The following is a 13,728-nucleotide window of genomic DNA, read 5'->3' as shown; positions in this document are numbered from 1 at the left end:
CACGACCATCAACTTCACTTTCTGCAGCTTGCCAGGACCAGCAGCAGCTCCAGCACATCAAGCCTGTATTTCTGTTAAATAAATTCATTGCAGATACCGAGACTTGGCCTCTACCGAGCAAGTATTCAAACCACTTCTTCATAGCCCGGGTGCCACATACCAGCTCGCCACCCTCGGTATGAGTCGCCGCCGCATCAGTGTCATTTTGTGCAATGGGCTAGGCCTTCCTGGCATTCCAAATCAATAAAACCTTCGCATGGATCGTCACGTCGTCGATCCTCGCCGTCTGGTTCTCGTAATGCTGATTGTCTGAAATGAGCCTGTAATTCTCTTCGTCCAGTCGCATCACGCGTTTGATATAGAGCTCCTGGTGCCAAGTCAGCACGTAGATCCCCTCTCCAATGAACTCCTGTACGCCTTTGTCGACGATCACCAGGTCTTTATCGTTGATGGTTCCTTCCATGCTTTGACCCCAGCCACTGATCATGGCCAGAGCTGTCTTCGAGGTGTATGTCACACCTTTTTCGCGAAGAATTTCTTCCCTGACAACCAAGTTGCGCACTACCTCATTGTAATCAGGCGGCACCTGTCCGTGACCCATCGCTGCACGTATGTCGTACTGGCGAATGACAATCTCTTCCTGGGTAGGACGAAGCGCGGCGTAATTGGCCGGAAGCACTTCTGTGCTCTGGTCATCCGGGTCGGCAGCCGCCGCCACAATCCGGTCCCGCGCCTCATTTGAAAAGCCTTTCACCTTGGCGAGGGACTGCTTGAGCTGTTCCAGTGCCGAAAGCCCGGCCTTCACTGCTGTCGCGGAAGTCTCGGACGCAGCAGGGCTGACCAGGCTTCCCGAAGGAAGGCCAATCTTCTCTTCCAAATTCGCAGCAGCTTTCTCGCCGAGATTTCTGTGCCCGTTAAGAATCTGGGACAGATACGACGCATCAAGGCCGTGCCGATTGGCGAAATCTTTCTGGGAGGCCCCGGCCATCAGGGCTTTCAGGGCGTCAGCTCTAAGCTTGTTAATGTCCATGTCCCATCATCGCTTCCGGTTAGCATACAGTAAATTACGGCCTGCTATCAGCCACATGATTAGCGCTTGCTAATTTTCACGCAAGCCGGGCAGGATGATCCGAAAGATGAAGATCAAGTGCAGCCCAGCGAAAACCAGACCCCGAAAACGAAAAAAGCCCCGCATATGCAGGGCTTTTTACTGTGTTTGGCGGGGAACTAGGGATTCGAACCCTAGAAACGCTATTAACGTTCGCCGGTTTTCAAGACCGGTGCATTCAACCACTCTGCCAATTCCCCGAAGCATTTGGCGGCGAAGGTTTTTCACCCCTCCGTCGCTTTGCGGGCGCCATAATACCGTAATGAAACAAGCTGTCAAACTCTCCGGCTAGCGCGCTGCCCCGCCTCTGTTATGATCTTTGCAACTTGAGGTTTCAAACCCTTCGTTTTCACCATCAGGAGTAGCGCCATGCGCGAACAGGATTACGCAGTCAACAACCGCGTGCAGGTCGAGCAGCTAGAGGTTAGCCGCGTCCTGCGCAACACTTACGGCCTTCTGGCCCTCACCCTCGCCTTCAGCGGCGTCATGGCGTTCGTTGCCCAACAGATGAACGTGCGTTACCCGAATGTCTTCGTCGTGCTGATCGGCTTCTACGGTCTGTTCTTCCTCACCAACAAATTGCGCGATTCGGCGTGGGGTCTGGTCTCGGCGTTCGCGCTGACGGGCTTCATGGGATTCATCCTCGGCCCGATCCTCAACCGTTACATCGGCATGCAGGGCGGCGCTGGAGTCGTTGCTTCCGCGTTCGCCATGACGGCGCTGGTCTTCGGTGGTCTGTCGGCCTACGTGCTGATCACCCGCAAGGACATGAGCTTCCTCGGCGGCTTCATCACCGCAGGCTTCTTCGTGTTGCTCGGTGCCGTTGTGGCCAGCATGTTCTTCCAGATCAGCGGCCTGCAACTGGCGATCAGCGCTGGCTTCGTGCTGTTCTCGTCGGTCTGTATTCTGTTCCAGACCAGCGCGATCATCCACGGCGGTGAGCGCAACTACATCATGGCGACCATCAGCCTGTATGTATCGATCTACAACCTGTTCATCAGCCTGTTGCAGATCTTCGGCATCATGGGCAGCAAAGACTGATCAGTTTGCCCGCTTCAACAAAAAGCCCGCTTCGGCGGGCTTTTTGCTGTCCGGCGTTCATGAATTCTTTATCATTGCGCCCATGTTCCCTGCCAGCGCCCCACCGAGCCGCCCATGAAGTTCGCCATCGCCCTGCACTCGCCCGCCCACGCGCCCTCCTCCCGACGTGCGTTGCTGTTCGCCAAAGCCGCGTTGGCGCAGGGCCATGAAATCGTCCGTCTGTTCTTCTATCAGGACGGCGTACACAGCGCGTCCGGCAATGTCGTGTCGCCTCAGGACGAGGCGGACACCGCCGCGCAATGGCGTGATTTCGTCACTACCCACCAGCTTGATGGCGTGGTCTGCATCGCAGCGGCCCTGCGCCGGGGCGTATTGAATGCTGAGGAAACAGAGCGTTATTCGCGACCTGCGGCGAACCTGCCGGCACCCTGGGAATTGTCGGGGCTGGGTCAGTTGCACGACGCCGTGCAGGCAGCCGATCGTTTGATCTGTTTTGGGGGGCCGTGAAATGGCAAAGTCATTGTTGATCATCAGCCGTCAGGCACCCTGGTCTGGTCCGGATGCCCGCGAGGCATTGGACATTGCCTTGGCCGGCGGCGCGTTCGATCTGCCGGTCGCTATGCTGTTCATGGACGACGGCGTGTTTCAGTTGGCGACGGCGCAGAACGCCAGCCAGGTGCAGCAGAAAGACCTGAGCGCCAACCTGCAAGCGTTGTCGATGTTCGGTGTGGAAGATCTGTTCGCCTGCGGCACTAGCCTGAACCAGCGTGGGATGCAGCCAACCGGCTTGAGCGTCGAACCCCTTCAGGTACTGGATGACCCGCAAATCACTGCGCTCATTGACCGTTACGACCAGGTGATCACGATCTGATGGCTACCCTGCACGTACTCTCTCACTCACCTTTTACCGACTCGCGCCTCAGCAGTTGCCTGCGCGTGCTAGGCAGTCAAGACGCGATCCTGTTGTGCGGCGACGCGACCTATGCGCTGCGCGAAGAAACCGCTGCCGCCGAGGCACTGAGCGCGAAAACCGACAGCCTGAAGCTGTTCGTGCTCGATGAAGACGCCACCGCTCGAAACATCGCGCTGCCTGACTGGGCGCATGGCGTCGACTATGCCGGCTTCGTCGCGCTCTCGGTGCAATACAACAAGGTCAATACGTGGCTATGAAACAGCTCATCGTCGACGGGCACAGCATCGCGCTGGACAAAGACGGCTATCTTGAGAACATCCACGACTGGTCCAATGACGTCGCCGAAGCCCTGGCCCTTGAAGAAGACATCGCCCTTACTCCCGATCACTGGGAAATTCTCGAACTGCTGCGTGCGTTCTACGCAGAATTTCAGCTGTCCCCGGCCACACGGCCACTGGTCAAGTACACCGCGCTGAAACTGGGCGCCGACAAGGGCAACAGCTTGCACCTGAATCGTCTGTTCAATGGCACTCCCGCCAAACTTGCCGCCAAGCTGGCGGGCCTGCCCAAGCCGACCAATTGCCTATGACTGACTTCGCCTCCCTCGTCACCGAAACCCCTGCCGAGCATCCGTTCGCGCCCTTCGTTCGTATTCTCGGCAAGGGCAAGCGTGGCGCGCGCAACATGACGCGCGCCGAAGCCCGGGAAGCCATGGGCATGGTGCTCGATGAAAAAGTCGAAGACACCCAGCTCGGTGCTTTTCTGATGCTGCTGCGGCACAAGGAAGAGAGCCCGGATGAGCTCGCAGGCTTCACCGAAGCGGTGCGCGAGCGTCTGCATGCGCCGGAACTGACGGTCGATATCGACTGGCCGACGTATGCCGGCAAGAAGCGCCATCTGCCGTGGTACCTGCTGGCGGCCAAGTGCCTGGCACAGAATGGCGTGCGCGTATTGATGCACGGCGGCGGCGCCCACACCGCCGGCCGTCTGTACAGCGAGCAGTTGCTGGAGCTGTTGGGCATTCCGCTGTGTCGCAACTGGCAAGCGGTGGGTGAAGCGCTGGAGCAGCAGAACATTGCGTTCTTCCCCCTCGGCGACTGGGCGCCACAGCTGCAGCGAATGATTGATCTGCGCAACACGTTGGGGCTGCGCTCGCCGATCCACTCGCTGGCGCGCATTCTTAATCCGCTGGGCGCTCGGTGCGGGCTGCAGAGTATTTTCCATCCGGGCTATCAGGGCGTGCATCGCGATGCCAGCAGCCTGCTCGGCGACCACGCCATTGTGATCAAGGGCGACGGCGGTGAAGTCGAGATTAATCCCGACACCATCAGCCACTTGTATGGCACGACTAACGGCCAGCCGTGGGACGAGGAATGGCCGGCATTGTCGGACCGTCGCCACGTGAAGCCGGCCACCCTCGACCCGCAGCATCTGGTCGCGATCTGGAAAGGCGACATCGAGGACAGCTACCCGCAACTGGCGCTGATCGCGACGATGGCGCTGGCACTGCGGGGCCTCGGGATGCCGCGGGATGAAGCCTTCGCTCAGGCAGATCAGTATTGGGCAAACCGGAACAGATCGATTTAGCCGATAGCTACCCCCCAGTCTTTGCGTTATTCGTTCGAACGATTGCCTTTAGACTGATCTCCAACGTACTTCGGTACAGCTCAATTTGGAGTCAGACATGGGCCTTCTCGTTGAAGGACGCTGGCAAGACCAGTGGTACGAAAGCAGCAAAGACGGCGCTTTTCAGCGCGAGCAAGCCAAGCGCCGGAACTGGGTTACCAGCGATGGTCGGCCCGGCCCGTCCGGTGAAGGCGGCTTCAAGGCGGAAGCCGGTCGCTACCATTTGTACGTTTCCCTGGCCTGCCCGTGGGCCCATCGGACGCTGATCGTCCGTAAGCTCAAGGGCCTGGAAAGTTTGATCGACGTCTCCGTGGTCAGTTGGCTGATGCGCGAAAACGGCTGGACGTTCGACAAGCAGAAAGGGTCTACCGGCGACGCGCTGGATGGCCATACGTTCATGTACCAGCGCTACCTCGCCGACACCGCCGATTACACCGGTCGCGTTACTGTGCCGGTGCTATGGGACAAACAACTGAATCGCATCGTCAGCAATGAATCATCGGAAATCATCCGGATGTTCAATTCGGCGTTCGACGATCTGACCGGCAATCACCTGGATCTGTATCCGGAGCCGCTGCGCGACGAGATCGACCGGCTGAACGACCGTATTTACCCGGCCGTGAACAACGGTGTCTATCGCGCAGGCTTCGCGACGTCACAAGGTGCGTACGAAGAGGCCTTCGATGAAGTGTTTGCCGAGCTCGATTCCCTGGAAACACTGCTCAGCGAGAAACGCTACTTGACGGGTGAATACCTGACCGAAGCGGACGTGCGCCTGTTCACCACGCTGATTCGCTTTGACGCGGTGTACCACGGGCACTTCAAGTGCAACCTGCGGCGCATTGCCGACTACCCGAACCTGAGCAACTGGGTGCGCGAGATGTACCAGCTGCCGGGCGTAGCTGAGACAGTGGATTTCGTGCACATCAAGCATCACTACTACGCGAGCCACGCCACCATCAACCCGACCGGCATCGTGCCAAAAGGCCCGCAGCAAGACTTTAGCGGCGAGCATGATCGCGGGCGTTTGAGCGGAAAAGGGATCTTGCAGAACGACTGATGGGTTTCAGTTTAAGACCTGAAACCCATCACCCGGTGCATGATCATTGTGGGAGCGAGCTTGCTCGCGAATAGGCCAGAGCATCCGCAAAATTTTCAGCGGCTGGAAGGCAGTCTTCGTGAGCAAGCTCACTCCCACAAGAATTGTGTAGCTCTCGCGAAGCCAGGCAGGCGCATGTCGTGATCAAACGCTCGCCTGCGCCCCTTCGAACCACGCCAATTTTTCCCGCAACTTCACCACTTCGCCCACAATCACCAGGGTCGGCGCATGAACCTCATGCTCCGCCACCAGTTGCGGCAGATTGGCCAGCGTGCCGGTGAAGACGCGCTGGTTGACGGTGGTGCCCTGTTGAATGAGCGCAGCAGGGGTGTCGGCCGAACGGCCGTGCTTGATCAACTGGTCGCAAATGACCGGCAGTCCGATCAGGCCCATGTAGAGCACCAAGGTCTGCGATGGTGACACCAGGTCTTTCCATGGCAGATCGGTAGAGCCGTTCTTAAGGTGCCCGGTCACGAAACGCACGGACTGCGCGTGATCGCGATGGGTCAGCGGAATACCGGCATAGGCCGCGCAACCACTGGCCGCCGTAATGCCCGGCACGACCTGGAAGGGAATGCCGTGGGCCGCCAGTTCTTCGATCTCTTCACCGCCACGGCCGAAGATGAACGGATCACCGCCCTTCAGTCGCACCACGCGTTTGCCCTGCTTGGCCAGATCCACCAGTTGCTGGTTGATCTGATCCTGGGGCAAGGCGTGATCGGCGCGCTGCTTGCCCACGTAGACGCGGTCAGCGTCACGGCGGCACAGATCCAGAATCGCCGGTGCTACCAGACGGTCGTACAGAACGACATCCGCCTGCTGCATCAAACGCAGCGCGCGGAAGGTCAGCAGATCAGGATCACCCGGCCCCGCGCCCACGAGGTACACCTCGCCGGTGGTGGCCGGCGCATCGCCGTCAATCTTTGCCTGCAACAGCCGCTCGGCTTCGGCGCCCTGCCCCGCCAGTTGCCGGTCAGCAATGGGCCCCTGAAATACATCCTCCCAGAACGCCCGACGCTGCTGAACATTCGGGAACAAGCCTTTCACCTGATGCCGGAAGCGTGCGGCCAGACCGGCCAGATGCCCGTACGTGGGCGGAATCCAGGTTTCCAGCTTGGCGCGAATCAGCCGTGCCAGCACCGGCGCATCGCCACCGCTGGACACCGCAATCACCAGCGGCGACCGATCAACAATGGCCGGGAAGATCACGCTGCACAGCGCAGGCGCATCCACCACGTTGACCGGCACACCGCGCTGGCGGGCATCGGCCGACACCTGCGCATTAAGCGGTTCGTCGTCGGTGGCAGCGATAATCAGCACGCAACCGTTGAGGTCCGACTCGGTGTAGCCGCGCAGAATCTCTTCGCCGCCGCTGCGCTCGATCAGCTCGCGCACCTCCGGGCCGATCTCGGGGGCAACCACGCGCAGCACCGCCCCGGAATCAGCCAGCAGGCGAGACTTGCGCAAGGCAATCTCGCCACCGCCCACCACCAGCACCCGAGCGCCCCGAAGGTTATGGAACAGCGGCAGAAATTCCATTTAGCCGATCACCTCGATGCCACCCATCCATGGCTTGAGGACGTCCGGCACGCGGATCGAGCCGTCGGCCTGCTGGTAGTTTTCCAGCACCGCCACGAGCGTGCGACCCACCGCGAGACCCGAACCGTTCAGCGTATGAACCAGTTCCGGCTTGCCGGTTTCAGGGTTGCGCCAGCGGGCCTGCATGCGACGCGCCTGGAAGTCGCCGCAGTTGGAGCACGACGAGATTTCACGGTATTTGTCCTGACTCGGAATCCACACTTCCAGGTCGTAAGTTTTCACTGCGCTGAAACCCATGTCGCCGGTGCACAGCGCCAGTACGCGGTACGGCAATTCGAGCAATTGCAGAACGCGCTCGGCATGACCGGTCAGGCTTTCCAGTGCTTCCATGGATTTTTCCGGCTCGACGATCTGCACCATCTCGACCTTGTCGAACTGGTGCTGACGGATCATGCCGCGGGTATCACGGCCCGACGCGCCGGCTTCGCTGCGGAAGCACGGGGTATGGGCGACGAATTTCAACGGCAGCTGCTTGGCGTCGATGATTTCGCCGGAGACAATGTTGGTCAGCGACACTTCGGCGGTCGGGATCAGGTACAGATCGGCCTCGCCTTCGCGGGAGATCTTGAACAGGTCTTCTTCGAATTTCGGCAGCTGGCCGGTGCCCTGCAACGCAGGCGCCTGGACCAGATACGGCGTGTAGGTCTCTTCGTAACCATGCTCGTTGATGTGCAGCGTGATCATGAACTGCGCGAGCGCACGGTGCAGGCGCGCAATAGGGCCACGCAACAACGCGAAACGGGCGCCGGACAGCTTGGCGGCAGTTTCGAAATCCAGCCAGCCGAACTTCTCGCCCAGGGCAACGTGGTCCTGAACCGCGAAATCGAACGACGCCGGCGTGCCCCATGTGCGCACTTCGACGTTCTCTTCTTCATCAGCGCCCACAGGCACGGATTCGTGGGGCAGGTTCGGCATGCTCAGGGCCATGGCATCGAGTTCAGACTGAATGGCGTCCAGCTCTTTCTTGCCGGTGCTCAGCTCTTCGGCCATGCGGTCGATGTCGGCCATCAGCGGCGCGATGTCTTCGCCGCGTTGCTTGGCCTGGCCGATGGATTTGGAACGGGCGTTACGCTCGGCCTGAAGCTGTTCGGTGCGGGTCTGCACCGTCTTGCGCTGGGCTTCCAGCGCTTCGATGCGGGCCACGTCCAGTGTGAAGCCACGGGAAGCCAGGCGATCCGCTACGTCCTGAAGTTGAGTACGCAGCAGTTTGGAGTCGAGCATATCGGTCTCTCGTATATTAAATTCGGGTCAAAGACAGGCCAGCCCATGTCGCGAGCAGCCCGCCCAGTACGCTGATGAGGGCGTAACCAATGGCCAGAGGAGCCTGGCCGCTTTCAAGCAGGCGAATCGTGTCCAGTGAGAAAGACGAAAACGTCGTCAGACCACCGAGGAATCCAACCATCAAACCGGCGCGCAGCTCGATCGGCACTTCCGGGCGAATCAGAAACAGACCGTAGAGCAGACCGATCAGCAGGCAGCCCACCAGATTCACGGCAAGCGTTGCTGTGTAGAAATAGCGCGGCCAGTTCGCAGCGACCACGTTAGCCGTCGCGAAACGCAGTAATGTACCAGCCACGCCACCGGCGGACACGGCAAGAATCAACTGAATCACTATTTTCTCCGTTGCCGAGGGCTGGCGCGGTCGAGCGCCGACAGGTGTTTAAGTTTTTCGCCGATCTTCAGCTCAAGGCCTCGGGGCACAGGCTGATAATACTGGCGCGGTTCGAGTTCGTCGGGGAAGTAGTCTTCACCCGCCGCGTAAGCGTCCGGTTCATCATGGGCGTAGCGGTATTCTTCGCCGTAGCCGAGTTGTTTCATCAGCTTGGTCGGCGCGTTGCGCAGGTGCAACGGCACTTCCAGCGAACCGTGCTCGGTGGCTTCGCGCATGGCCATTTTGAAACCCATGTACACGGCGTTGCTCTTCGGCGCGCAGGCCAGATACACGATGGCCTGGGCCACGGCAAGCTCGCCTTCCGGACTGCCGAGGCGTTCCTGCACATCCCACGCCGACATGCACAGCGGCAAGGCGCGCGGGTCGGCGTTACCGATGTCCTCGCTGGCCATGCGCACCACGCGCCGCGCCAGATACAGCGGATCGCAGCCGCCGTCGATCATCCGCGCGAACCAGTACAGCGCGGCGTCGGGGTTGGAGCCGCGAATGGATTTGTGCAGCGCGGAAATCTGGTCGTAGAACGCTTCGCCGCCCTTGTCGAAACGCCGACGGCTGTCGCCGAGCAGGCTTTGCAGCAACTCGGGATCGATTTCGCTGCCGTCTTCCGCCAGGTCCGACGCGTTCTCCAGCAGATTGAGCATCCGCCGACCGTCGCCATCCGCTGCGGCCAGAAGCGTATTGAAGGCTTCATCGCCCAGGGTCAGATGCCGATTGCCCAGCCCGCGCTCTTCTGTCAGCGCGCGGTTGACCAATTGACGCAGCGCCCCTTCGTCCAGGCTCTTGAGCACATAGACCCGGGCGCGGGAGAGCAACGCGTTGTTCAGTTCGAAGGACGGGTTTTCAGTGGTGGCGCCGATAAAAATCAGCGTGCCGTCTTCAACGTAGGGCAGAAACGCATCCTGCTGCGACTTGTTGAAGCGGTGCACTTCGTCGACGAACAGAATGGTCCGGCGGCCATACTGACCGGCCTGTTGCTTGGCGATCTCTACGGCCTGCCGGATCTCTTTGACCCCCGCCAGCACCGCCGACACCGTTTCAAAATGCGCGTCGGAGACTTTGGCCAGCAACCGCGCCAGCGTGGTTTTGCCCACGCCGGGCGGTCCCCAGAAAATCATCGAATGCAGCGCGCCCTGCTCCAGTGCTTCACGCAGTGGCTTGCCGTGGGCGAGCAGGTGCTGCTGGCCGACGTACTCGTCCAGATTGGTCGCTCGCAGGCGGGCGGCCAACGGTTGCGCGATCGGTTCAGTGCTGAACAGGTCCATGAAACAGGGGAACCCCTTTTATTCCTGAATGACGTCAGCGCCTTTCGGGATCTGGAACTGGAATTTGCTCGCCGCGACAGGCTCGTTGGCCTTGACGCCGGTGAACAGGATATTGGTGCGCTGGCCGACGCTGTCGATCAGTTGCATGTCGTTGATCATGCCGTTGCGGAACGACAGACGCAGGCTGTCGAACAGGGTGTCCTTGGACTTGGGCTTGAGCACGAAGTCGATCACGCCACCCGCTTCCTTGGCAGTGATGTCGAAGCTTTCGCTGATTTTCGACACGTCGCCGGACAGCAGCAGCGCCGGGGTCTGGGTCAGACGCTGGTCGAGGGTCTTGATGGTGACCTGCTCCAGATCAGGGTCCCACAGGGAAACCTTCTTGCCATCGGACACCATGGTTTGCTCCTGCGGCGGGTCGGTGTGCCAGTAGAACAGGCCGGGGCGCTGCAAGGTCATCTCGCCGGCGGTTTCCTGCAACTGGGTGCCGCCACCGTCGAGGGTGAGCTGGGAGAAACGCCCGCTCAGGGTTTTCGAGTTTTCCAGCAGTTGGGTCAGGCGCGCCACGTCCTTGCTGTCGGCGTGGGCCGAGACAGCGGAAAAAGCCAGTGCAGATACCAACAGCATGCGGATAAGACGCATGGGATTCCTCTTTGAGTGTGGTTGAAGCCGGGCACCGCCGCGGTGGCGATGCCCGGTAACGCGTGACCGGGAAGTGTCAGTCACGCACAGGGGCTGGCGCAATCACTTCGCGCGAGCCGTTGGTGTTCATCGGCGTCACGACGCCGGCGTTTTCCATGGTTTCGATCATGCGCGCGGCGCGGTTGTAGCCAATCTTCAGCTTGCGCTGCACCGCAGAGATCGACGCACGACGGCTTTCCAGCACGAACTTGACCGCCTCGTCGTACAGCGCATCGCTTTCGCTGTCTTCGCCATCACCGCCGCCACCGCCACCGTCGAAGCCGCTGCCCGGCTCTTCGACGCCGGCCAGGATGTCATCGTTGTAGTTCGGGGTGCCGCGCAGCTTCCACGCCTCGACCACGCGGTGAACCTCTTCGTCCGACACGAACGCGCCGTGCACACGAATCGGCAGGCTGGTGCCTGGCGGCATGTAGAGCATGTCGCCGTGACCGAGCAGTTGTTCGGCGCCGCCCTGATCGATGATGGTCCGGGAGTCGATCTTGCTCGACACCTGAAACGCCATACGCGTCGGGATGTTCGCCTTGATCAGGCCGGTGATCACGTCCACCGAAGGTCGCTGGGTCGCGAGGATCAAGTGGATACCCGCCGCACGCGCCTTCTGGGCAATACGCGCGATGAGTTCTTCGACCTTCTTGCCGACGATCATCATCATGTCGGCGAACTCGTCGACCACCACAACGATCGTCGGCAGCTTGGTCAGCAGCGGCGCTTCGTCGTGAATGCTTTCGCGGTGGTACAGCGGGTCGGACAGCGGCGTGCCGGCTTCTTCCGCTTCGCGCACCTTCTGGTTGAAGCCCGACAGGTTACGCACGCCCATCTTGGCCATCAGTTTGTAGCGGCGTTCCATTTCAGCCACCGACCAGCGCAAGGCGTTGGCGGCGTCTTTCATGTCGGTCACCACCGGGCACAGCAAATGCGGGATGCCTTCGTAGATCGACAGCTCGAGCATTTTCGGGTCGATCATGATCAGCTTGGCGTCTTCCGGCCCGGACTTGAACAGGATCGACAGGATCATCGCGTTCACGCCCACCGACTTACCGGAACCGGTGGTACCGGCGACCAACAGGTGCGGCATCTTGGCGAGGTCGGTAATGACCGGCTTGCCGCCGATGTCGTGACCCAGCGCCAGGGTGACCGGCGATTTCGCGTCGTCGTATTCCGGCGTCGACAGGACCTCGGAGAAGCGCACGATCTGGCGATCTTCGTTGGGGATTTCAATACCGACGGTGGTCTTGCCGGGAATGACCTCGACCACACGGACGCTGGTCACTGCCAGGGAGCGCGCCAGGTCTTTCGCCAGGTTCGAGATACGGCTGACTTTCACGCCGGCAGCCGGCTGGATTTCGTAACGGGTAATCACCGGGCCGGGATGGATCGAATCCACCGTGACCTCAACGCCGAACTCCTTGAGCTTGATCTCCAGCAGATGACCCACCGCTGCCAGGGATTCAGGCGAATAGTTGAGCTGCTTTTTCTCAGCCGGGTCGAGGATCGAGATCGGCGGCAAGGTGCCTTCCACGGCGCTGTCGACGAACAACGGCGCCTGTTTCTCTTTCTGTACGCGTTTGCTCGGCTCCGGTGCCCGTGGAGGTGCCGGCGCAATGACGGCGGGCACGTGCTTCTCGCGGGCGGCCATGTGCTCGGTCAACGCCTGTTCGCGCTCGATCAGGCGCTCCTTGGCTTTGGCCTGCTCCCGTCGATCCGGGGCAACCGGCGCGACCACTTCGTCGACACGCATGTCGACTTCACGCAGCTGAGCCACCATCTGCTTGCGCTCGTTGCGGGCGGTCCACCAGCGGTTGAGCGAGCCCGTGAACAGTTCGATCAGGTCCAGGGTGATCTTGCCGGTGTTGTCCATGACCTTGAACCAGGACAGATCGGTGAACACGGTCAGACCGAACAAAAACAAGGCGATGAACAGCAACGTGCTGCCCTGAACATTCAGCGCGCGCTTGGCCAGATCGCCCAGCACTTCGCCCAGCACGCCACCGGCAGAACCCGGCAGGCCCGATGCCGAATGAAAGTGCAAGTGCGCCAGCGACGCGCCGGCCAGCACCAGAAACACCAGACCGATCATGCGCCAGGAAAACAGCCAGCCGCTCCACTGCCACGGCTCATGGCGATGGCGGAAAACCTGATAGGCCTTGATCCCCAGCAAGAGCGGGAAGATGTAGGCGAAGTAGCCGAGGATCATGAACAGGATGTCGGCAGAGTACGCACCGGCGAAGCCTGCGGCGTTCTGAACCTGGGCAGAATTGCTTGAGCTGCTTGTGTGGCTCCAGCCTGGATCGCCCTGATCGTAGGTCAGCAGCGCCATGATCAGATACAGACACAGCGCGCCGAACGCGATTAGTGCACCTTCCTTGAGCCGGTAGTGCAGGTGCTGCCGCCAGAGCGGAACGGGGGTGGGTGCTATGGTGGATTTCTTCAAAACGCTTCAATTCCTGCGCGCAAGCGCGAACATCTGATGATTGACTGTGTACGACTGCCTTGACGAAATGGCAGTGGTTTTCCCGAACATCGGCCTGAAGATCGGCCCGACGGTCAGCCTGACGACCGAGGAAAACACGACTGCGATGACGCACACTCGACAGGTGACTTGAAATGAGGTTAAACAACATCGGCATTGTACGGATTTGCACGCCGCGCGCTACGTTAGTCTGGCTCGGAGCTTGCCGATCTTCAAGCTTCGACGGCCGCAGACGA

Annotated in this window: 14 protein-coding genes and 1 tRNA gene; 7 read left to right on the top strand and 8 right to left on the bottom strand. The window is 60.4% G+C overall.

Going from position 1 to position 13,728, the window contains the following annotated elements; all coding sequences use genetic code 11:
- Positions 1–217: 217 nt before the first annotated feature.
- Entirely contained in the window at positions 218–1,030 is an 813-nt protein-coding gene (locus QWI20_RS22885; RefSeq protein WP_369307344.1) for an XRE family transcriptional regulator, read from the bottom strand.
- Positions 1,031–1,217: 187 nt separating this feature from the next.
- A tRNA-Ser gene (locus tag QWI20_RS22880) sits at positions 1,218–1,308 on the bottom strand.
- A gap of 169 nt (positions 1,309–1,477) precedes the next feature.
- On the opposite strand from QWI20_RS22880, the gene QWI20_RS22875 reads away from it, so the two are divergent.
- From QWI20_RS22875 to QWI20_RS22845, 7 genes are all read left to right on the top strand, one after another.
- Positions 1,478–2,149 carry a Bax inhibitor-1/YccA family protein gene (locus tag QWI20_RS22875; RefSeq protein ID WP_369307343.1) on the top strand — a complete coding sequence of 224 codons (672 nt, stop codon included), beginning with the start codon at positions 1,478–1,480 and terminating at the stop codon, positions 2,147–2,149.
- A gap of 114 nt (positions 2,150–2,263) precedes the next feature.
- The gene (gene tusD, locus QWI20_RS22870) at positions 2,264–2,656 is read left to right on the top strand and encodes a sulfurtransferase complex subunit TusD (protein ID WP_369307342.1); all 393 of its coding nucleotides are present in this window, start codon (positions 2,264–2,266) and stop codon (positions 2,654–2,656) included.
- 1 nt (position 2,657) lies between these two features.
- Positions 2,658–3,020, top strand: coding sequence for a sulfurtransferase complex subunit TusC (gene tusC / locus QWI20_RS22865; protein WP_369307341.1), 363 nt, complete (start codon positions 2,658–2,660; stop codon positions 3,018–3,020).
- Positions 3,020–3,319 (top strand): sulfurtransferase complex subunit TusB, encoded by a 300-nt coding sequence (gene tusB, locus QWI20_RS22860; protein WP_369307340.1) that lies wholly within the window; start codon positions 3,020–3,022, stop codon positions 3,317–3,319. The genes tusC and tusB overlap by 1 nt, the downstream gene beginning before the upstream one ends.
- Entirely contained in the window at positions 3,316–3,651 is a 336-nt protein-coding gene (locus tag QWI20_RS22855; protein WP_369307339.1) for a TusE/DsrC/DsvC family sulfur relay protein, read from the top strand. The genes tusB and QWI20_RS22855 overlap by 4 nt, the downstream gene beginning before the upstream one ends.
- Positions 3,648–4,649, top strand: coding sequence for a glycosyl transferase family protein (locus tag QWI20_RS22850; protein WP_369307338.1), 1,002 nt, complete (start codon positions 3,648–3,650; stop codon positions 4,647–4,649). The genes QWI20_RS22855 and QWI20_RS22850 overlap by 4 nt, the downstream gene beginning before the upstream one ends.
- 97 nt (positions 4,650–4,746) lie before the next feature.
- Positions 4,747–5,748 (top strand): glutathione S-transferase family protein, encoded by a 1,002-nt coding sequence (locus QWI20_RS22845; RefSeq protein ID WP_369307337.1) that lies wholly within the window; start codon positions 4,747–4,749, stop codon positions 5,746–5,748.
- A gap of 183 nt (positions 5,749–5,931) precedes the next feature.
- On the opposite strand, the gene cysG is transcribed toward QWI20_RS22845, so the two are convergent.
- The 6 genes from cysG to QWI20_RS22815 form a co-directional block, all read right to left on the bottom strand.
- Positions 5,932–7,326, bottom strand: a complete 1,395-nt coding sequence (cysG, locus tag QWI20_RS22840) for a siroheme synthase CysG (RefSeq protein ID WP_369307336.1) — start codon at positions 7,324–7,326, stop codon at positions 5,932–5,934.
- The gene (gene serS / locus QWI20_RS22835) at positions 7,327–8,607 is read right to left on the bottom strand and encodes a serine--tRNA ligase (protein WP_133777214.1); all 1,281 of its coding nucleotides are present in this window, start codon (positions 8,605–8,607) and stop codon (positions 7,327–7,329) included. It abuts the gene before it with no gap.
- 16 nt (positions 8,608–8,623) lie between these two features.
- The gene (gene crcB / locus QWI20_RS22830) at positions 8,624–8,998 is read right to left on the bottom strand and encodes a fluoride efflux transporter CrcB (protein ID WP_065989163.1); all 375 of its coding nucleotides are present in this window, start codon (positions 8,996–8,998) and stop codon (positions 8,624–8,626) included.
- A complete protein-coding gene (locus tag QWI20_RS22825) occupies positions 8,998–10,320 on the bottom strand; it encodes a replication-associated recombination protein A (protein ID WP_369307335.1) in 1,323 nt (440 codons plus the stop codon). The genes crcB and QWI20_RS22825 overlap by 1 nt, the downstream gene beginning before the upstream one ends.
- 18 nt (positions 10,321–10,338) lie before the next feature.
- Positions 10,339–10,962 (bottom strand): outer membrane lipoprotein chaperone LolA, encoded by a 624-nt coding sequence (lolA, locus tag QWI20_RS22820; protein ID WP_282370037.1) that lies wholly within the window; start codon positions 10,960–10,962, stop codon positions 10,339–10,341.
- Between the two features lie 76 nt (positions 10,963–11,038).
- Positions 11,039–13,453 (bottom strand): DNA translocase FtsK, encoded by a 2,415-nt coding sequence (locus QWI20_RS22815; RefSeq protein WP_282370040.1) that lies wholly within the window; start codon positions 13,451–13,453, stop codon positions 11,039–11,041.
- Positions 13,454–13,728 lie beyond the last annotated feature (275 nt).

It is taken from the genome of Pseudomonas sp. W2-17 (assembly GCF_041060445.1).
GTDB lineage: Bacteria > Pseudomonadota > Gammaproteobacteria > Pseudomonadales > Pseudomonadaceae > Aquipseudomonas.
The sequence above is the reverse complement of the archived record's forward strand: the minus strand, read 5'-3'. Positions and strand labels throughout refer to the sequence as shown.

Excerpts from the sequence above, each read along its gene's own strand:
- QWI20_RS22885 (WP_369307344.1), bottom strand. The coding sequence starts at position 1,030 with ATGGACATTAACAAGCTTAGAGCTGACGCCCTGAAAGCCCTGATGGCC.
- QWI20_RS22875 (WP_369307343.1), top strand. The coding sequence starts at position 1,478 with ATGCGCGAACAGGATTACGCAGTCAACAACCGCGTGCAGGTCGAGCAG.
- tusD (WP_369307342.1), top strand. The coding sequence starts at position 2,264 with ATGAAGTTCGCCATCGCCCTGCACTCGCCCGCCCACGCGCCCTCCTCC.
- tusC (WP_369307341.1), top strand. The coding sequence starts at position 2,658 with ATGGCAAAGTCATTGTTGATCATCAGCCGTCAGGCACCCTGGTCTGGT.
- tusB (WP_369307340.1), top strand. The coding sequence starts at position 3,020 with ATGGCTACCCTGCACGTACTCTCTCACTCACCTTTTACCGACTCGCGC.
- QWI20_RS22855 (WP_369307339.1), top strand. The coding sequence starts at position 3,316 with ATGAAACAGCTCATCGTCGACGGGCACAGCATCGCGCTGGACAAAGAC.
- QWI20_RS22850 (WP_369307338.1), top strand. The coding sequence starts at position 3,648 with ATGACTGACTTCGCCTCCCTCGTCACCGAAACCCCTGCCGAGCATCCG.
- QWI20_RS22845 (WP_369307337.1), top strand. The coding sequence starts at position 4,747 with ATGGGCCTTCTCGTTGAAGGACGCTGGCAAGACCAGTGGTACGAAAGC.
- cysG (WP_369307336.1), bottom strand. The coding sequence starts at position 7,326 with ATGGAATTTCTGCCGCTGTTCCATAACCTTCGGGGCGCTCGGGTGCTG.
- serS (WP_133777214.1), bottom strand. The coding sequence starts at position 8,607 with ATGCTCGACTCCAAACTGCTGCGTACTCAACTTCAGGACGTAGCGGAT.
- QWI20_RS22825 (WP_369307335.1), bottom strand. The coding sequence starts at position 10,320 with ATGGACCTGTTCAGCACTGAACCGATCGCGCAACCGTTGGCCGCCCGC.
- lolA (WP_282370037.1), bottom strand. The coding sequence starts at position 10,962 with ATGCGTCTTATCCGCATGCTGTTGGTATCTGCACTGGCTTTTTCCGCT.